The 19,373-nt window shown below is 66.9% G+C and carries 15 protein-coding genes; 6 read left to right on the top strand and 9 right to left on the bottom strand.

Annotation, left to right across the window (positions count from 1 at the left end):
* The first annotated feature begins 29 nt into the window (after nucleotides 1-29).
* Entirely contained in the window at nucleotides 30-206 is a 177-nt protein-coding gene (locus EQZ23_RS13050) for a Trm112 family protein (RefSeq protein WP_128454889.1), read from the top strand.
* Nucleotides 207-213: 7 nt separating this feature from the next.
* Here EQZ23_RS13050 and bluB read toward each other — a convergent pair whose 3' ends face one another.
* Both bluB and EQZ23_RS13040 read right to left on the bottom strand, forming a co-directional pair.
* Nucleotides 214-876 carry a 5,6-dimethylbenzimidazole synthase gene (bluB, locus tag EQZ23_RS13045; protein WP_346427826.1) on the bottom strand — a complete coding sequence of 221 codons (663 nt, stop codon included), beginning with the start codon at nucleotides 874-876 and terminating at the stop codon, nucleotides 214-216.
* Nucleotides 877-1,095: 219 nt separating this feature from the next.
* Nucleotides 1,096-2,310, bottom strand: a complete 1,215-nt coding sequence (locus tag EQZ23_RS13040; RefSeq protein ID WP_128454888.1) for a UbiH/UbiF/VisC/COQ6 family ubiquinone biosynthesis hydroxylase — start codon at nucleotides 2,308-2,310, stop codon at nucleotides 1,096-1,098.
* 143 nt (nucleotides 2,311-2,453) lie between these two features.
* Here EQZ23_RS13040 and EQZ23_RS13035 point away from each other — a divergent pair, with 143 nt between their 5' ends.
* On the top strand, nucleotides 2,454-4,763 hold the full coding sequence (locus EQZ23_RS13035) for a DNA translocase FtsK (protein WP_128454887.1): 2,310 nt from the start codon (nucleotides 2,454-2,456) through the stop codon (nucleotides 4,761-4,763).
* 50 nt (nucleotides 4,764-4,813) lie between these two features.
* Here the strand turns inward: EQZ23_RS13035 and EQZ23_RS13030 are convergent, their stop codons facing one another.
* Nucleotides 4,814-6,037 (bottom strand): MFS transporter, encoded by a 1,224-nt coding sequence (locus EQZ23_RS13030; RefSeq protein ID WP_128454886.1) that lies wholly within the window; start codon nucleotides 6,035-6,037, stop codon nucleotides 4,814-4,816.
* Between the two features lie 287 nt (nucleotides 6,038-6,324).
* Here EQZ23_RS13030 and EQZ23_RS13025 point away from each other — a divergent pair, with 287 nt between their 5' ends.
* Nucleotides 6,325-6,954, top strand: a complete 630-nt coding sequence (locus EQZ23_RS13025) for an outer membrane lipoprotein carrier protein LolA (protein WP_128454885.1) — start codon at nucleotides 6,325-6,327, stop codon at nucleotides 6,952-6,954.
* A 224-nt stretch (nucleotides 6,955-7,178) separates the two neighbouring features.
* On the opposite strand, the gene EQZ23_RS13020 is transcribed toward EQZ23_RS13025, so the two are convergent.
* The 6 genes from EQZ23_RS13020 to EQZ23_RS12995 all read right to left on the bottom strand — a co-directional run bounded on the left by EQZ23_RS13020 (nucleotide 7,179) and on the right by EQZ23_RS12995 (nucleotide 16,056).
* Nucleotides 7,179-7,442, bottom strand: a complete 264-nt coding sequence (locus EQZ23_RS13020; RefSeq protein ID WP_128454884.1) for a hypothetical protein — start codon at nucleotides 7,440-7,442, stop codon at nucleotides 7,179-7,181.
* A 17-nt stretch (nucleotides 7,443-7,459) separates the two neighbouring features.
* Entirely contained in the window at nucleotides 7,460-12,553 is a 5,094-nt protein-coding gene (locus tag EQZ23_RS13015; protein WP_240663567.1) for a DUF11 domain-containing protein, read from the bottom strand.
* A gap of 42 nt (nucleotides 12,554-12,595) precedes the next feature.
* Entirely contained in the window at nucleotides 12,596-13,726 is a 1,131-nt protein-coding gene (locus EQZ23_RS13010; RefSeq protein WP_128454883.1) for a DUF11 domain-containing protein, read from the bottom strand.
* Nucleotides 13,727-13,772: 46 nt separating this feature from the next.
* Nucleotides 13,773-14,246 carry a DUF11 domain-containing protein gene (locus EQZ23_RS13005; RefSeq protein ID WP_128454882.1) on the bottom strand — a complete coding sequence of 158 codons (474 nt, stop codon included), beginning with the start codon at nucleotides 14,244-14,246 and terminating at the stop codon, nucleotides 13,773-13,775.
* A gap of 11 nt (nucleotides 14,247-14,257) precedes the next feature.
* Complete coding sequence (locus EQZ23_RS13000; protein ID WP_128454881.1) at nucleotides 14,258-15,247, bottom strand: hypothetical protein; 990 nt, start codon at nucleotides 15,245-15,247, stop codon at nucleotides 14,258-14,260.
* Nucleotides 15,248-15,594: 347 nt separating this feature from the next.
* Nucleotides 15,595-16,056: a hypothetical protein gene (locus EQZ23_RS12995; protein ID WP_128454880.1), complete on the bottom strand. Its 462-nt coding sequence runs from the start codon at nucleotides 16,054-16,056 to the stop codon at nucleotides 15,595-15,597.
* Between the two features lie 468 nt (nucleotides 16,057-16,524).
* Between EQZ23_RS12995 and EQZ23_RS12990 the strand changes: the two genes are divergently transcribed.
* Genes EQZ23_RS12990 through EQZ23_RS12980 form a run of 3 tightly spaced genes read left to right on the top strand, consistent with a single transcriptional unit; the run spans nucleotide 16,525 to nucleotide 19,333 of the window.
* On the top strand, nucleotides 16,525-17,589 hold the full coding sequence (locus EQZ23_RS12990) for a type III polyketide synthase (RefSeq protein ID WP_240663566.1): 1,065 nt from the start codon (nucleotides 16,525-16,527) through the stop codon (nucleotides 17,587-17,589).
* Entirely contained in the window at nucleotides 17,586-18,266 is a 681-nt protein-coding gene (locus EQZ23_RS12985; RefSeq protein ID WP_128454878.1) for a methyltransferase domain-containing protein, read from the top strand. The genes EQZ23_RS12990 and EQZ23_RS12985 overlap by 4 nt, the downstream gene beginning before the upstream one ends.
* Entirely contained in the window at nucleotides 18,245-19,333 is a 1,089-nt protein-coding gene (locus EQZ23_RS12980; RefSeq protein WP_128454877.1) for an FAD-dependent monooxygenase, read from the top strand. Before EQZ23_RS12985 ends, EQZ23_RS12980 begins: the two co-directional genes overlap by 22 nt.
* The last annotated feature ends 40 nt before the right edge of the window (nucleotides 19,334-19,373 follow it).

The raw sequence follows: 19,373 nt of genomic DNA, 5'->3' as shown, positions 1-19,373 counted from the left end.
ACTTCGCTCGAAACGCACGGATTTCCAGCGTGACGCTCGACCCCTGGCTGCTCGAACGCCTCGTCTGTCCGGCAACGCGCACCCCGTTGCGGTATGACGAAGCGGCGCAGGAACTGATTTCCGACGCCGCCGGACTCGCCTATCCGATCCGCGAGGGCGTACCGGTGATGCTGGTCGAGGAAGCGCGACGGATCGACGCGGCTTGAGATCGGCCTAGCGGCGGGTGACGTCGATCGGTCGCCGGTGTTCCCAGCCTTCGCGTTCGAGTTCCGGCGTTTCGCTGTCGATCGCGGGATAGCCGATGCAGACATAGCCGATCAGTTGCCAGTGATCGGGCACGTCGAGCGCGACACGGACGCGGTCGGCGTCGAGGATCGAGACCCAGCCGAGCCCGAGGCCGACGCAGCGCGCCGCCAGCCATAAGGTGTGCAGCGCCATCACAGCCGAATAGGCTGCGGTTTCGGGCATCGTCTGTCGGCCCAGGCCGTGGCCTTGGTGCGGGTCGGGGTCGACGAAAACCGCGAGATGGCAGGGCGCATCATCGAGGCCGGCTAACTTCAGCCGCGCGTACCGGTCGGCGCGCGTCGGCGACTGTGCCGCGAGGGCCTGGCCGTTGCAGGCGGCGAAAATATCGCGGATGGCCGCGCGACGGTGGGAATCGTCGACCGTGACGAAGCGCCATGGCTGGCTGAGGCCGACCGAGGGGGCGAGGTTCGCCAGATCGAGCAGTTTGGGTAGCAGGACGGGGTCGATCGGATCGCGCCGGAAATGCCGGACGTCGCGGCGCCAGCGGATCAGTTCGGCGAGTTGGCGCTCGAAGGTTTCGAATGCGGGCATGGGGGGTGTGCGATGTTCGGAGGCCGACATGGTGGTCATCACGCTTCCTCGGGGCAGTTTCCCCTCCATACATCGGCCTACGCCCAAGCTCTACGACGTCATTCCCGCGGAGGCGGGAACCCATATTGGCTGGCCTCTGAGTATCTGGGTCTCCGCCTGCGCGGGGATGACGATGGGGTTTGCGCAACGACGACAGGGTGTGGAGTGGCACGAAATTAAACGGTGGAGCCTATCGACAATTGCGAATGTCGAATCGCCTTAGACCGTCATCCCCTGGAGCAGCTTCGGCAAATCGCCGCTCTCGCCGCGCGCCTCGGCCATGAAGCGGTCCTTGAGCGGCGGGATCGCGTTCACGGCGCTGATGCCGAAGCGGCGCACTGCGCTGGCGGTCTTGCCGGGGATGCCGAACAGGCGCGTCAGCGTGTCGGTGGCCGCCGCGGTCATGAACGTGTCGAGGCCGCGCCAGCGCTGGTAGCGGGCGAGCAGCGCCGCGTCGCCCAGGTCCAGCCCGAGGCGCTTGCCCTCGACCAGCACTTCGGCGAGCGTCGCGACGTCGCGGAAACCGAGGTTGAGACCCTGCCCGGCAATCGGGTGGATGCCGTGCGCGGCGTCGCCGACCAGCGCCATGCGCGTGTCGGTAATGCGGGCCGCGTGATGGAAGCCGAGCGGATAGCTCGACCGCGGCGTGGCCATCGACAGCTTGCCGAGGAAACCGCCCATGCTCTTCTCCGCCTCGGCGAGGAACGCGCGGTCGCCGAGCTTGAGCATCCCCGCGGCGTCCTTCGCATCGACCGTCCAGACGATCGCCGAGCGGTGGCCGTCGGCATCGTCGGGCAGCGGCAACAGCGCGAACGGGCCGCTCGCGTAGAAGATCTCGTACGCCACGTCGTTATGCGGCCGCTCATGGTGGAACGCGCCGATGATCGCGGCGTGATCGTAGGACCAGCGCGCGATCGTGATGCCGGCGGCCTCGCGCGTCGGCGAATTGCGGCCCTCTGCGACGATCACCAACGGTGCGCGGACGGTGTCGCCCGAGTCGAGTGTCGCGGTGACGCCCCAGTCGGCGCGGTCGAGCGACGTCGCGCGCGTCTTCATGCGGAGGTCGACATGCGGCGCGGCGGTGGCGGCGTCGAACAGCGTGCGGCGAAGCAGCTTGTTCTCGTACATCGTGCCGAGCGCGCCATCGTCGGCGTCGGGGACGAAATCCAGCTTGCCCGGCTCCAGTCCGTCGCTGACCCGGATCTGGCGGATCGCACAGCCCTGCCCCGCCAGCGTCGCGCCGATGCCGATCGCGTCGAGCATCCGGTGGCTCGCGCTCGCCACTGCCGACGCACGGCCGTCGAAGCCGGGCGCCAGCGTCACCGCGGGGTCGGCCGGATCGACCACGATCGTCGAAATGCCGTGCACGTCGAGCGCCACGGCGAGCGTCGCGCCGACCAGCCCGCCACCGAGGATGAGTACATCTGTGTCCATGCCGCTGCTCTATCCCGCCGGCGGACCGCTGCCAACGGCGATCCGAGTGCGGTTTAACCCGTGTTGCCGCACCCTCGCCTTGACGGCGCACCCGCCCGGCGCGATGAAAAGTCGGGATTTCGTACATTGAAGGATTGAGGGTCATGGCCAGCCGCGCGCAGCCAGCCTTGTGGCGTGAGACGGTGAAGGCGGGAGCAGTGCGCAGCGGCGCGCTGATCGCGGCGATCGCATTGTTCGTCGGCACGCTGCTGATGGCGCTGGCGCTGGCGAGCTATCATGCGAGCGACGCCGCGCTCAACACCGCGTCGGGCGCCTCTCCCGCCAATCTGGTCGGACCGCCGGGCGCGTGGTTCGCCGATATCGCGCTCACGGTGTTCGGGCCGGCGGTCGCGCTGCTGCTGCCGATCGGCCCGATCCTCGGCATGCGGTTGTGGCGCGACCTGCCGGTGGGACGCTGGGGCCGGATGGTGCGCGGCGCGGCGATCGGCGTCGCGTTGATGGCGACCGCGCTGGCGTTCGTGTCGAGCACGTCGGTGCTGGCGCTGCCCGCCGGATGGGGCGGCGTGGTCGGGCTGTCGGTGGTGAGCGCGGTGCACTGGGCGCTGAGCTTCATCGGCCAGCCGGTCGCCGAGCTGTGGTCGGCGCGCGCGATCGGGCTGGTCGCGGCGATCGCCGGCGCGATCGTCTGGGGCAAGAGCGTCGAGATCGAACTCGGCGAGCGCAAATGGCGCCTTCCCCGTCGCAATCGCACCAAGGCGCTGGGCTATGACGGCTTCGACGATGTGGTCGACGACGAGGAGCCTTTGACGTTGACGCGCAAGCCGGTCGAGCCGCGCGCGGTCGCCGAACCCGACCAGCGGCCTGCACCGGTGATCGCGGATCGCCAGAACGCGCCATCGCAGGCCAAACCCAAGGAGCGCCAGTCATCGCTCGACCTGCGCGACAATTTCACGCTGCCGAGCCTCGACCTGCTGACGCCCTCGCCGCCGAGCCAGGGCAATGTGATCGACAAGGCGGGCCTCGAGCGCAATGCGCGGCTGCTCGAGAACGTGCTCGACGATTTCAAGGTGACGGGCTCGATCATCGAGGTGCGGCCGGGGCCGGTCGTGACGATGTACGAGCTGGAGCCCGCCCCCGGCGTCAAGGCGAGCCGCGTCATCGCGCTGGCCGACGACATCGCCCGCAACATGTCCGCGATCTCCGCGCGCGTCGCGGTGATTCCGGGGCGCAACGTGATCGGCATCGAGCTGCCCAATGCGCGGCGCGAGGCGGTGTCGCTGCATGAGCTCGTTGGCAGCCAGACGTTCGAGGACCAGTCCGCGCAGTTGCCGATCATCCTGGGCAAGAACATCGCGGGCGATTCGGTGATCGCCGATCTCGCGCCGATGCCGCATCTGCTGGTCGCGGGGACGACGGGCTCGGGCAAGTCGGTCGGGCTGAACAGCATGATCCTGTCGCTGCTGTACAAGCTGACGCCGAACCAGTGCCGGATGATCATGATCGATCCGAAGATGCTCGAACTGAGCATGTACGACGACATTCCGCATCTGTTATCGCCGGTCGTGACCGATCCCGCCAAGGCGGTGCGCGCGCTGAAATGGGCGGTCGAGACGATGGAGGATCGCTATCGCCAGATGTCCTCGGTAGGCGTGCGCAGCCTCGCCGGGTTCAACGACAAGGTGCGTGGCGCCAAGGCCAAGGGGCAGCCGCTCGGGCGGAAGGTGCAGACCGGCTATCACCCGGATACCGGCGCGCCGATGTACGAGGAGGAGAAGCTCGAATACGACGTGCTGCCGCAGATCGTGGTGATTGTCGACGAGCTGGCCGACCTGATGATGACCGCGGGCAAGGAGGTCGAATTCCTCATCCAGCGGCTCGCGCAGAAGGCGCGCGCGGCGGGCATCCACCTGATCATGGCGACGCAGCGGCCGTCGGTCGACGTCATCACCGGCGTCATCAAGGCCAATCTGCCGACGCGCATCAGCTTCCACGTCACGTCGAAGATCGATTCGCGCACCATCCTGGGCGAACAGGGTGCCGAACAGCTGCTCGGCAAGGGCGACATGCTCTACATGCCCGGCGGCAAGGGCATCGTTCGTGTCCACGGGCCGTTCGTGACCGATGACGAGGTGCGGCTGGTGGCGGATCACTGGCGCTCGCAGGGGCTGCCCGATTACATCTCGTCGGTGACCGAGGAGCCCGAGGAGAGCTTCGCGCTGGAGGGATCGCCTACGGGTGAGGATTCGGCGGAGGACCAGCAATATCGCCAGGCGATCCAGCTGGTGTGCGAGTCGCAGAAGGCCTCGACCTCGTGGCTGCAGCGGCAGTTGCGGATCGGGTACAACTCCGCCGCGCGGTTGATCGAGCGGATGGAGAAGGACGGCATCGTCGGCCGGCCCGACCATGTCGGGCGGCGCGAGGTGCTGCGCGATACCGAAGGGCATGCGATCTGATCTTTGGGCAACCCGATCTTTGTGCAGCACGGCGCGACCGTCGATGAGGGTCAGGCGGCATCGCGCTTCGAAACCATGATGAGCAGCCATCCGGCCAGCCCCGCAAGGATCCCGAGAATACCACCGACCATATAGGCGCCGACGGCGTGGTTCGGCGTGAACAACCCGCCGGTCAAATATCCGAGGATCGCGGCCGAACTTGTTCCCGCGCCGTAGATCGCCGCGACCCTTCCCACCGCCGCGGCCGGCGCCTCGCGCTGCAGCAGGGTCCGCACGGCGACGTTGTGCACACTGTTCGAGGCGCCGCCGATCACGAACGCGATCCCGACCAAGACCAGCCCGGCGGTTGTCGTCATGTCGGTCATCGTCAAAATGCCGATACCAATCGCCAGCATCGTTGCCCCCATCACCGCGAGGGACGCAAACGCGATCGGCGCCGGGCGCTGCAGGACGCTGCTGCCCGATGCCGCCGCGCCCGCCATCATCCCGCCTGCCCAGCACGCAGTCAGCACCCCGAAAGCGGTCGGGCCAGCCGCCAGCGTGACGGTAATAAGGAACACGAACGCGACGTCCGCGATCGCGGTGGCGTAGACCCCCAGGGTCATCGTGCCGATCATCACCCTGATCCGCCGATCCCGCAGGACCGGCAGATACTCGGAAAGCAGGGTCGCGCCACCGCGCCCGCGCGCCTCGTCGGACCGATCGACCGGCCGGCGCAACCCGCTTCCCAGCACGACGGCCGCTAGCACAGCAAAGCTCGCCGCATCGATCAGCAGCGCGTTGGCAGTACCGCCCCATGCGACCAGCGTACCACCGACGACCGGCCCGGCCAGCATGCCGACGCTGCGGACGAACTCCACAACCGCGTTCGCGCGCGACAGCGCCATGCCGAGCGCTGTCGCCAGCACGGGAATCAGCGTGAAACTCGCGGCACCGCCGATCGCGAACGAAATCCCCAAAATACCGGCGCCGACGATGGTGGAGAGCATATCCGGATGCCGCGCCATCCAGGCCAGGATCACGGCGTTGGCAAGTGCGGTGGCGGCGAGCAGCTTGCCCGCGTCCCGCGTATCGACCAGCCGGCCGATCAAAGGGGCAGCCAGCAGCCCTGGCAGGAGCTGTGCGACCAGCAGCATCGGTATCGCGAACGGGGTACGATCGCCTGCCGTCCGGAACATCAGCGTGATCAGCGTGATCTCATCGCCGATCGTCGACAGCGTGACCGCGGCGAGCAGCAGCCATCCCCATCCCGCTCTGATCCGTACGGCCTGCATGACGATTATCTCCGAAACATCGGCCGGACCGAAGCGCGACGGGCCAATACGGTCCGTCGGCTGGCGTTATGCAAGGTCGCCACCGGAAACCGCGGCATCGTTGCACGCGGTCTATCCGGTTTGCGCATTCCACCGCCAGTACGACATCGCTATCCCATCGGTGTTCGGTCTCACGCTTCAACCTGCGCCCGGGCCGGGGATCACGACACGCCTCTTCCCTTCCGTCGCCCCCAGGTTCAGTCGCCGTTCAAGCCAGCCGAGCCAGTGCCCGGCCCAAGGAGATTACGATGTTCAATACCCGCCCTGCGCTGATCGCGACGATCGCCGCCCTCTCGGTCGCCGCGATCCCGGCGCCCATTGCCGCGCAGGCCACCGGCGATCTCGCGGCCGTGCAGAAGCATCTGCAATCGGTCGAGACGATGACCGCCAATTTCTCGCAGGCGGATCGCAACGGCAAGGTGCTGACCGGCGTGCTGACGCTGAAGAAGCCCGGCAAGCTGCGCTTCCAGTACGAAAAGGGCGTGCCGATCCTGATCGTCGCGGAAGGCGGCGCGCTGACCTTCATCGATTATTCGGTGAAGCAGGTGCAGCGCTGGCCGATCAAGAACTCGCCGCTGGGCGTGCTGCTCGATCCGACGCGCGACATCACGCGCTATGCCAAGCTCGTTCCCGGCTATGACCAGCGGATCGTGTCGGTCGAGGCGAACGATCCGAAACACCCCGAATATGGCCGGATCACATTGGTGTTCGTGCGCAACGCGGGCGCGCCGGGCGGGTTGATGCTGCAGGGCTGGGTCGCGCTCGACAGCCAGAACAACCGCACGACGATCCGCCTGACCAACCAGAAATTCGGCGTGCCGGTCAGCGACAACACCTTCCGCTGGAACGATCCGCGACGCACGGGTGGACGAAAATAACACAACCTGTCGCTCATTCATGCAAGCGACAGGTTGCGGCTCCTAGAGGGTGGCTCGCGGATGTGGGGCATTCGGGATTTTTCCCCCTGTTGCCCGGATGGTTTCCCCATTTCCTGCCTGCGTGACGAACGCTGAGTTGGCCCTCGCTCCATGCCCCCGGAGCGAGGGTCTTTCGCGTTAAGCGGCCAGCAGAAGTATTTTGCCAGCTCGTTCGCCGTCGCCCCTCACCGTTTCCCCGCAGACCCCATCTGCGCGCGAATCATCCGCGCCTGGAACTTCACGCGTTGCCAGAAGGTCGCGTCGTCCAGCCGCCATTGCCGGATCGCCTGCGTCGCCAGCGTCTCGATCAAAGCCTCGCTGCTCGCTGCGTCCTGCGCCGCGAATGCCCGCGCGAGATCCTCGACGCACGGACCGTGATCGGTGAAATCGCGCGGCAGCGGCATGGGGGTGGGGGTGGGGATGGGGGTGGGCTGGTTCGGCGTCGGCATATCTCTCTCCCTGTGATTTATCGCCGCCCGCCGAACAGCGCGCGCGTGGCGCCGCCCAGCACGGGGCTCAGACTGGTCTGGTCGAACTTCAGCCGCATCGTCACGTACGGCCCCTGCCGCGTGTAGCGGTCGTCCTCGAAATCGCGGTCGCGGTAGCCCGACACGTTGTAGCCAGCGCTGAGCCACGTGTTCTGCACTGGCGACACGCCGATCGACGGCCCGCCGCTCCATGACCATGCACCGCGCGACCACGCATGCTGCACCGATCCGCTGACGCCGATATCGAACCGCGTGCCGACGTCCTGGCGCAGTTCGATCCCGGTCACGTCGATATATCCGTCATAGCTGTCGTCGGCGAACCGCCCCGCGACGTATTTCGCGCCGTAATACAGCGTCGCCTCGGTCCCGTGCCCGAGCCCTTCGGGGCCGGTGCGATAGTTCACGGCAAGGTTGTTGATGATCCGCGACGTCACCTGATCGCCGCTGCCATAGGCCGGCACGCCCAGCGCATTGGAGTCGGTGAACCCCGCATCCGCGCTCTCGTGCCGCAGTTCGAGCCGTTCGAGCACCGACCAGCGGCTGTCGAGCGGACGGAAGGCGAGCGCGACGTCGGCGGTGGCATAGGTCGCGACGGCGCCGCTCCGGTCCTTGATCGTGTACGCCTTGATGCTCGACGCGAGTGTCTTGCCCTGCCCGAGCGTGCGCAGGAAGTTGGTGGTGATCCCCCAGCGATCGCCGCTGTCGGCGTTGCGGTATTCGAGCCGCCCGTTCACCGACCACAAGGTCTGGCGATAGGTCGCGCCAAGCGTCGCGGCGGCATAATCGCCGTTGATCTGGTCCTGCCCGACATAGCCACCCGACGTGACCGGCTGGAACGGGTTCACCACCGCACCCTCGGGGATCTCGCCCTTGAGCGTGTTGCTCGCATCGAGCGTGCCGTCGACGGTCCAGTTCTTGCCGAGCGGCACCGACTGGCTGAGGCCGTATTGCGCGAACGTCCGCGCACCATTCTCGCCGCCCAGGCCACTGGCGGCCTGCTGGTTGAGAGTGCTCATCAGCTTGGCCCCGGTCCAGGGCGCGACGTCGACGCCGAACTGCTTGGTATGCGCGACATAGCCGTCGCCGTTGGCGATCTCGTATCCGCCGATCAGCCGGATACCGGGCTTGATCCGGTAGGACAGCTGGATCTGGTGGCGGACGGGGAAATCGACGCTGTCGCTGTCGCCGCCGGGCGCGAACTGGGTCTGGCCGGTAAGCGTCACCTTGTCGCCGAACAGCGCCTGCGTCCCACCGAGCGTCAACAGGCGGCTGTCGCGGTCCTTGCCGTCGATCCCGCGATCGGATGCATATTGCCCGCCGACGAAGATCGTGCCGCTATCGCGCCGATATTCGAGCCGGACATCGCCTGCGGTGCGCGTGCCGGGATTGTCGAGCTGCTGCTGATGCCACATTACCCCCGTCACGCTGATCCGGTCGGTCAGCCGCAGGCGACCATCGAGACCGAATTTGCGTGTGCCCGCCTCGACCAAATTCTGCTGGCCGACACCGAACGCGGCATCCTGCTGGCGCGCATAGGCGAGCAGATCGAGTTTCTTCCCGTGGTGATCGGCTTCGGCCAGGTACGCGAGCCCCTGCCCCAGGCCGCCGCGGCCGCCCCTGGCGATCTCGCCGCGCAGTTCGGTGGTGGCGTTCACGCGTGCCTTGATATCCGCACCGACGACGGTGGCCTTGGCGATGGTCTCGTCGCGAATGACCGCGGCCCCCACCTCGACCCGGCCGTTCACCAGCTTTGTCGCAACGCGTGCGGCGGCGGCCAGCTTGGCGGATCGGCCGCTCTCGACCTCATAGTCGGCAACGATGAAATTCGGGTTCAGATTGCTGTCGCGGCTGAGGATAGGCTGGCGAAACCGCACCGTGCCCATCGCCGTATCGATGTCGTAATCGATGTGGCGCGTCAGTTGGGTGGTCGCGATGATCAGCTCGGACCGGAAGCGATCGCGCGTTTCCAGTCGCAGTTTGTCGCTGTTGGGGACGATGTTGCGCCCCGCCAGCCGATAGGGACCGCTCAGGCCGTTGCCCTGGATCTCGTCTCGCGAATACAGCGTGTCGGTATGCGCTGCGAACCCGGTCGCGCGGATCCGCTCGCCCTCATAGGCGGTCTTGATGCCGTTGAGCGTGCGATTGTAGCGGGTCAGCTGCGTGTCGGTGAAGCCGGTCTCGAAATCGCCGAACAGCGCATAGAATTCGCGACGCTCGAGCCGCAGGTACAGCTTCCGGCGCGTGGCGGCGTCATAGCCCTGGCGCGCGCCGTCGCCATAGACGGTGTAATAGCGATCGGGGTCGATCGTGCCGAGCAGGCCGCGATCGGGGTCGTATTTGCGGTCGCTGTCATAGGCGATCGTCGCGAGCCACGATCCCTTGACGCGACCCTTGGCATAGAAAGCGAGCTGCCCGTCGGTGACGACGCTGTCGCGCTCCGACCGGGGCAGTCCCGACTGGCGCTTGCTGAGCATGTCGTAACCGAGCGAACCTGCACCGAAGCCGACGACGACCCAGTCCTTCACGGATGCCGCGAGCCAGGCGCGAACCTCGTGGGCGTGGACGATCTTGTCCTCGGTCAGCGAGACGACGACGCGGACCGCACCCGCCTGCGTGGTCGGCTGCAGCGCGATGAAGGCCAGCCCGTCGTCGCCGACCACCTGCGCGGTGGTGGAGGAACGATCGCGACCGGCAAGCTGGCGGCCCTGTTCGAGTTCGGCCTCGACCGCGGCGGCATAGGGCTGGTCGACCTTGAACGGCACGAGCGTGCCGGCGCGGACCGGACGGCCGGTCTTGTCGGTCACGCGCACGGCGATCAGCGGGCGGGTCAGGCCATCGGCGACCAGCCGGCTGCTGGCGGCGTCGAACACCGCGCGCACGCCGGCACCGGAGTAATGCACGACCCGTTCGAGCGTCTTCACCACGCTGCCATCGGCGGCGAGCACGCGCGCCTGGAGACGATTGTCGCCATCGATCAACGGGATGCCGGTCCAGCGCGACACAGCGATAGCGGCGCCATCGCGCGTATCCGCGCCGTCGAACGCGAGTGGTTCGACTTGCTTGCCGTTGATCGTGAGCGCGATGCGCTGGCCTGGCGCGTGCTTGACCACCGCACGGACGATCGGTGCGCGCGGGTTGTGGTCGGCGCTCGGGAACAGCCAGTCGATGCCGGCCGTCTGCTCGCCCGCCAGCCAGTCGCGATTCCCCGCAGCGATGGCGGCATCCGCGACCGCGACGGGCAGGCCGGCATCCGCGGCCTTGGCCTTGCCGGTCGGCTTCAGCTGAAAATCCACGCGCTTCAGCAATCCGCCATCGCCCTCGACGAAGCGCGAGATCGCACTGTTGGCTTGCCGGGTGTCGATATCGCAGGCGACCGGGGCGTGCGTCGCGGGGATGCTCGACGTATCGATCTGGACGACATGGCGACCGGCGCGGACGCCTTCGAAATGGTACAGCCCGTCGCGGTCGGTGGAGACGAACGTTCCGTCTTCCATCAACAGGCGGATCCCGGCCACGCCCTTGCGCTTGTCGACCGGATCGCCGCAATTTCCTTCGGTCACGCGGCCTATGATCGTCATCGCGTCGGAGAACAGCAACGGACGCAGGCGGACCGACGCCGCTGCCTCGTTGCTGGTGACCGTGCCCTGCCCGACGACGCGCGCGCGATTGAGCGCTTCCCCGGTCGGTGCGCCAGGAGCGATGCTGACGACATATTTCAGCTCGGTCGAGGCGCCGGCGGCCAGCACGGGGATGACGAAATCGAGGGTGCGGCCGTCGGACGACACGGTCGGCTCGTCACCGCCGCGCGCGGAATTGCGTTCGTAGCGCAGCCCCTTTGGCAAGGTATCGGCAACGTGCAGCCCGCGTGCCGGGACGGCATCGCGGTTGGTGATGCGCAGCAGATACTGGACGAAATCTCCCGGCGACGCCTCGCGGACGGACGCGACCTTGGTCAGCAGCAGCGTGCCGGCGCCCGGGCTGTCGAGCGGAATGTCGGCGGAGAAGGGTTCGGGCGTCGACAGCGTCAGCGCGCCGCCAAAGCTCGTGTCGTTGAGGATGAACGGCGTGCCCTGCGGGTCCTTCAACGCCGCCAGCGTCGCGCGATCGACCGTCGACGGCGCGGTGTAGGTGCCGGGCGGTACGAGCTTGAGGAAATAGCGCCCCGGTAGGGTTAGCGGGAAGCGGTATCGCCCGGTCTGGCTCGGATAGACGCGGCCGCTGGCGTCGGTGACCGCCTCGCCGGTAATCACGGTGGAGGGATAGCGGCTGACCCCGTCGTCGCCGAAGACCGTGGCGCGCTGGCCGGTCTCGTCGACCAGCGACACGGTAGTGCCGTCGATCAGCGCGCCAGTCCGCGAATCGAAGGTGTAGCCGGCCGGGTCGATCAGCAGCGACGCCGTCGACCCGAGGCTGTAGCCGTCCTCTGCAAAGCCGAGCCTGATCGCCACGCCCCGCTGGTTGCGGATATCGCACGCGGCCAGTTCGGGATGCTTGCCGGTCGCGACCGCGGGGATGCCGCCTGCGAAGATGCCGCTGGCGACTGCCGTCTCGGTCAGCGTCAGCGTGGTCCGGATGGTGCCCACCTCGACCGCGATGATCGCGGTTTCCCGCAAGTCGGGATCACGGTTGCCGGCCTGGTTGTCGAGCACCAGGATCATGTCGGCATAGATGTCGACGGTCGCGATCGGGGTCGATGCGGCATAGGTCGCGGCGTCGATCGGGGCCGGCGTGAAGAGAAGCGTCGGCACGGTCTGGCATTGGGCGCCGGTCATCGCGTAGTTGGGCGGTGGCAGGCGAAACGTCAGCGTCGTCGGGCGCTTGGCCCGGTTCACGTCGAGCGCGACCGTGTTGGACGGCACGCTGCGCGATCCGGTCGCGCTGGCCGTATCGTCGAACGAGAGCGTCGCGGTGTTCTCGATCCGCGTCTGGCCACCTGTTTGGCCACCCGTCTGGGCTGCGGCCGGCAGGCAGCCGAGCGCGAGCCCGTACAGCATCGTCAGGAGCAGGGCGCAAAGGCGCAGAAGACGGTGGACGCTGAGCATGAAGGGCCCTTTCCCGCCGCGCGTCGCCACGCGCGCCGGGATCGGTGGTTCCTTGGTCGCGAGGGGCGGGGTCTAGTTGATCGTCACGCGGAAACTTGCCGCGACCGCGGTCCCGCCGAGCAGAGTCGGGATCGTCGCCGTCACCCGCCTCGCCCCCGAATCATACGAGCCCGTGAAAGTCGTGCCGGCGATCGGCGTGCCGTTGTCGTTGGCGATGAAGCCCGCCACGGTGCAGATCGGCTGGACACCGGGCACCCCGATCACGATCGAGCCTGGCTGATAGGTGGTATTCGCCGGGACGATGTCGGTCAGGTTGACGTTGTTCGCAGGCGTCAGAAGCGTCCCGTTGGACACCGTCAGGCAATATTGGACGACCGCGCCGGGGATCGCCTTGGGCGCGACGAGACCGCTCACGGGGTCGGAGATCACGAGCTGCGTCTTGGCGACGCTGAGCGCGACGTCGCGCGTGGCGATTTCGTAGGCGAGCGAGGCACGTCCCTGCCCGTTATTGGCGATGTCGAGGCCGAGCAGGTCCGAATCATTGTCGGCGAAGACCACGTCGACCACCGCATCGTCGTTGAGCGCGAGGCTCGGCGTCAGCGGTGCGCCCTGCGCGGCGCCATCGCCCCCCGCCGCGACCTGCGCGATCAGGGTTATGCCGGCGAGCGCGGCGGACTGGACGTCGGGAACGTCGCCGACGATGAACACGACGGCCGACAGATCGGCGGCGAGTTCGTTGATATAGGTCCCTGTGTCGACGCCCGCGTCATAAATGCCATTGCCGTTCGAATCGACGAACACCCTGACGTTGGTCACGTCGAAATTGTCGCCGGCAAACAGGTTCTGGATCGGCAGCTGGCTGGCCGTCAGGATGAAATCCTGCGTGCCGTTGGTGTTGTTGGTCACCGTGAACGTCGTTACCGCCGCCGGCTGGCCGATCGCGACCTCCGTGTTGGCGGGCTGGTTGGTGGTGACGGTCAGGTTGACCTTGCGATCGACCACGAAGCTGACCGCGTTCGACGTCGTCGATTGCTGGACGCCGTTGACCGAATAGCTGGCCTGCGCGGTGTTGGTGACGGTCGTGCCGGCGGCCGTACCCGCCGGCCCCGGCGCTTGCGCGCTCGCCGTTTCCGCCGCGATGCCGATCGACACGACCGCAGCCGTACCGGCCATCAGCGTGCGAATTACCCCTTTGACGTGCATGTTTAAGCCTATCTTTTATGTGTTTGCGGTGTGGCGGAATGCCGGATCACTTGAGCACGGCCTGGAACGCGAATTGACCTTGCGAACCGGCCGCCAACGGGCTTGCGAGGCGCCACCGGACGCTGGTGACATCGTTGGGACCCGCCGCGCGCGTGCTGCCGTCGAGGCTGCGGACGCGCAGGGAATCGAGCGAACCGAACGTCTTGCCGTCGACCGACACGTCGGGTGCGGGCGACCCGGGATTGGCCGAACGGTAGGCGATCTGGCGCGGCAACGGGTTGTCGAGCACCACGTTGGCGAGCGGTTGCGCGCCGATGTTGCGATAGCTGAGGACGAAGATGACCTTGTCGCCCGGCGTCACCTTCGACGGTTTGACCAGTGCGATCCGGGTGGTGCCGTCGGCGGCGGCAGCGCGGCTCTCGATCAGGATGCTGCTGGTCACCTGCAAGGGGCCCGCAGCCGCGGAGGCGACGGCAGCGGTGGCCGCCAGGACGGCGGCAATCATCGGACGCGTGATCATGGGTGTACTCCTCATTGGATCTTGGCTTTGAACTGGACGGTGTGGACGGACGCGGCAGCGACCTGCCCAAGCGCAACGGCGATTCCCGGACCTTGTGCGCCGCCAGTCGGTGCGTTGCCGGCCGCGTCGAAGCGGCCTGCGTCGCCGTCCGCCGCGTCGCTCAACGGCGCGCCGTCGAGCGTCAGGCTGCCGGGGACGAAGACCGTGCCGACAGGGATCGGGTCAGCGATCCGGGCACCGGTGACGGCATCGGTGAAGCGCGCCTCCAGCGTATAGGTGATGACTGAATCGCGGACCGCGTTCGGCGACCCGTCGGCGGCGCGCACCGACTGGCTCTTGAAAAGAGAGGGCCGGGCCGGGCCGGTGCTCAGCGGGATCGTGACGCTGGCGCTGGCGCCGGTCGTCCCGACCACGGCATCGCCGCCACCGTCGCCAGCCTGGGCGTAGGTCGTACCCGCCGTGCCCGATCCGGTCGTGGATTGCGCGGTCACGGTCAACGTCGCGGTGGCGGGCGCGGGAGCGGTCGACGTCGCAACCAGTATCGCCAGCAGCTTGATCGACTGGCCCGGCGCCAGCACCGGCGTCCTGCCATCGACCGGTGCCGGATCCCGCACCGGATCGTACGTCCCATCGCCGTCCGCATCGATCACCAGGGTCCGAAGCGTGACCTCGCCCGGCGAGACGGTCGCCACCAGCGTGAAGGATTCGTTGCCGTTGTCGAGGTTCGTCAACGTCAGCGTTATCGCGGTCGGGGCTGACCTCACCACCACCGCATCATGGCCATCGCGCATCAGCGCCACGTCGAGGCGCTCGGCGACGACGATCGTCACAGTGTTCGAAACGGTCGACAGGGATGCGCCGTCGAGATCGTAGCGCAGGCCGGCCGTGTTGACGATCGACGTGCCTGCCACGGTCCCGACCGCCGGACGGTCCGGCATGGTGATCGCGGTCTGGGCGAATGCGGGAACCGCCAGCGCAGCGGCGATCAAGCCGGTCCGCACGCTACGCAAAGCGGCAAGGGCAAGCCGGTCCCGGCCCCCCTTCTCTCCATGCGCAGACGTACGACGATCCAATGTTTTGCCCCGATCCTTTTGTCGGGAACAAATTGGCTACGGGCGATTAATCAAATACTACGAAATCATAATGGCGTTATTAACACCGTATCCATGATCCAATAAAACTGGATCAAGTCTATCTTGCGACGATGGTATAATTTATCAACTTGATTGATAAACACGGATTTGCGGTTTTAAACGGCGGTATCATCTGCCGTTCCCGTTCTACTGTTCTGACTTAGGCGACGAAAAATCCCCCTTTCAGCGCTCCAGGCACAGCGTGGTCGCGTGCATCATCGTCGCGCGAGCGCCCGCAGATACGAACGCATCGCCTGCTCACCGCTGTCGCTGAGGGATATCTCGACCCTGCGGCGATCGGTCGGGTCGATCACGCGGTCGATCAGCTTCAGCTTGTGGAGATGCTCGATCCAGCGTTGCGACGTCGTCACGGGGGCGTCGGACATGCTGACCAAGGCCTTGATGTTCATCGGCGCCCGGTCGTCGCGCGAGACGAATAATGCGAGCAGCATATCCCAGGCAGGTTCGTGAAACAATTCCTCGGGCAGGAACTGACGCCGCATCCGCCGGTCGGCAAGAACCGCATTGGCTCGTTCGACCAGCATCGCCTCGCTCGGCACGTCGCCGGCGGGTTTGGGTTCCGACGCCTCCGCGACACGACCGTTGAACTCCTCGGCCACAGCGGAAAGCTTTGCGGTCAGATCCTTGATCAAATCGACTACGGACTCGTTCTTCACCAAAAGCCCCTCTTTCTCGCTCGATCCGGACTTCGACATTCGACCCTCTATGCTCACGGACGTGTGCCGTTTTCGCACAGGGATCGAACCGAACCGAAACCGCATACGACCTAGATCCAGGTCAAATGCGATGTTATTCTCGACTTATGCACCAAAATATCAACCTAATCCTTTGAAATCAGGTAATCCTGGATAAAACCAATGCACGATCGCGTCGATTGCTCCCTGCTGATCTTGCTGCAAACGATTTAATTAGGTTCAATATGGTTCGGTTCGGGCGGTGGCGGCCCTCAAGGTATGTTTTGCAGTAACCAATATTTACAGAACCGCCGAAAAACCGCGCAGTATCGATCGTGACGTCGTACCCCGTCCTGCGACCACCGATTCGCCTGGAATCCCGGCCTTGATAGGCGCAGGCCGATTGGCCACGTCACGCGTTGACGGGTCGGTCGTATGGGAAAGGGTGTCGTGTCCGCTTATCTGAATGCCGTTGGTTCCGCCGTTCCGGGTCACGATATCCACGATGCTTTCATAGCTTGGGCTCGGTCGCGCATCGAACCGCGATCGCAGCGCGTCTTCGACCGGATGGCGTCGCGGTCGGGCATCGCGCATCGCTGGTCGGTATTGCCGCCGACTGCGGACGGAGGCTCGCCGGTCGACGAAGCCGGCTTCTACGCCGCCGAGCCGCATCCCGGCACCGCGGCGCGGATGACGCTCTATGCCGAGCATGCGCCCGACCTGGCGATCCGCGCGATCGAGGCACTCCGCGGCAAAATTGCCGTCGAGGGGATCACGCATCTCGTGGTCGCGAGCTGCACGGGCTTCGTCGCGCCCGGCATCGATCAGATCATCGCGCGGCGCCTCGGACTCGCGTCCAGTGTCGAGCGACTGCTGATCGGCTTCATGGGATGTTACGCGGCGGTCGTCGCCCTGCGCAGCGCACGTCACATCGTCCGATCCGAGCCCAAGGCGCGCGTCCTGGTCGTCACGGTCGAGCTCTCGACGCTGCATCTCCAGCCGGCGAACGAGATCGAACCCTTGCTGGCCATGCTTCAGTTCGGCGACGGGGCCGCCGCTGCGCTGGTGACCGCGGAGGTGCGCGGGCTCGAACTCGGTACGCCGTTCGCGGCAGCGCTGCCCGAAACCGAGACGCTGATCCGCTGGGACGTCACCGATGCCGGCTTTGCGATGCACCTGTCCGGCGAGGTGCCCGCGCGGATCGCCACGGCGTTGGCGGATACCGAGTTTCGCGCGATCGTCAGCGATGGCCAGCCGCCTGAGTCGATCGACGGCTGGGCGGTGCATGCCGGTGGTCGATCAATCCTCGATGCGGTCGAGCACGCGATGCAGCTGAAACCCGAGGCATTGGCGGCATCGCGGCAGGTGCTGGTGGACAATGGCAACATGTCGTCGGCGACGTTGATGTTCGTGTTCGAGCGCCTGCTCGCCGGCCCACCGATCTCGCACGGCGTGGCGCTGGCGTTCGGGCCGGGTCTGGCCGCGGAGGGCTTCGGATTCCGAAGCGCGACATGACGCTTGTCGCCCGCAGTCAGGCCGAAGAACTGATGGACGCGGACGATCTCGATGCTGCGACCTACGCCGACGTGGTCGGCGATCTCGCGACCGTAAACACGGTGACGATGGCACGCCGGCCGACGCTCGACTTCCTCGCGCGGGCGACGGCCGGACGGCAACGCTTCCGGTTGCTCGACGTCGGGTTCGGCGATGGCGACATGCTGCGCCGGATCGCGCGCTGGGCCAAGGCGCGGGGGATCGAGGCGGAGCTGGTGGGGGTCGATCTCAACCCGCGCAGCGAACAAGCCGCGCGGGCGCACGGCGGCGATATCCGCTACGTCACTGGCGATTATGCCGATCGTGCCCAGGAGCCGTGGGACGTGATCGTCAGCAGCCTCGTCGCGCATCACATGACCCACGACCAGCTCGTGGCGTTCCTGCGCTTCATGGAGCGTCATGCGAGTGCAGGGTGGTTCGTCAACGACCTGCACCGCCATGGTTTTGCGCATTGGGGCTTTCCGATCCTCGCCCAGATCGCACGCTGGCATCCGATCGTGCGGCACGACGGCACGCTGTCGATCGCACGCAGCTATCGCCCCGACGAATGGCCGCCGTTGCTCGCCGAAGCCGGTATCACCCAGGCGAAGGTCCGCCGCGTCTTTCCGTTCCGGCTATGCGTCGAACGCCTGCGCTGATCGTCGGCGGCGGGCTCGCCGGAGCCGCGACCGCGATCGGGCTCGCCCGCGCCGGCCTGCCGCATTTGCTTGTCGAGCGATCGCGCGAGACGGGTGACGCGATCTGCGGCGGCTTCCTGAGCTGGCGGACGCTGGAGACGCTTGCGGGGCTCGGCATCGATCCCGACACGCTCAACCCCGCACGTGTCACGCGCGCCCGCATCTACGCCGGCACGCGACGCGCGGATGCCACCCTGCCCCATCCCGCGGTGTCGGTTACGCGGCACCGGCTGGATACGGTCATGCTGGCGGAAGCGGCACGGCTCGGCACGCCGGTCGAGCGCGGCGTCACGGTTCGCGAGATCGACGGCATGACGGTTCGCACGGCGGATGGCGCGTCGTTCGCCCCCGACGCCCTGTTCCTTGCCAGCGGCAAGCACGACGTTCGCGGAATGGCGCGGCCCGAGGACGCCCGCGGCGCAGACCCGACGCTGGGATTACGCATCCGAATCGCGCCCTCCCCCGCCCTCCGCGCGTCGCTCGACGGCGGGATCGAACTGCACCTGTTCGACCGCGGCTATGCCGGCCTCGCGATGCAGGAGGACGGCACCGCGAACTTGTGCATGGCCGTGCATCGCTCACGCCTTCAGGCCGCGGGATCTCCCGCACAATTGCTCGCGGTACTGGGCCGCGAGATGCCCGCGCTCGGCGAATGGGTAGCCCTGATCGACGGCTGCGCGCCGATCGATGCGATCGCCAACGTCCCCTATGGCTGGCGGCAACGCGAGGGCGTCGATGCGACGTTCCGGCTCGGCGACCAGGCCGGCGTCATCCCCTCGCTTGCCGGCGAAGGCATGGGCATCGCGCTCGCCAGTGGAGTCGCGGCCGCCGAGGCCTATGTCCGCGGCGGCCCCGCTTCGGCAACCCGTTGGCAAGAGGACTTCGCGCGTCGTCTCGCCCGCCCGATCGGCATTGCCAGCATCGTCCGCCATGTCGCCGAAAGTACGCGTGCGGCATGGTTGCTCCCGATGCTGCGCCCCGCCCTGATCCAGGTGATCGCCAATGCGACGAGAATAGGTCAGACCTAAACGCCGTCCCTACGCCATATTGAAATCCGTCCCGCCAGCA

It is taken from the genome of Sphingomonas sp. UV9 (assembly GCF_004101245.1).
Taxonomy (GTDB): Bacteria; Pseudomonadota; Alphaproteobacteria; order Sphingomonadales; family Sphingomonadaceae; genus Sphingomonas.
Note: the sequence above shows the minus strand (reverse complement) of the source record. Positions and strands in the feature narration are given on the sequence as shown.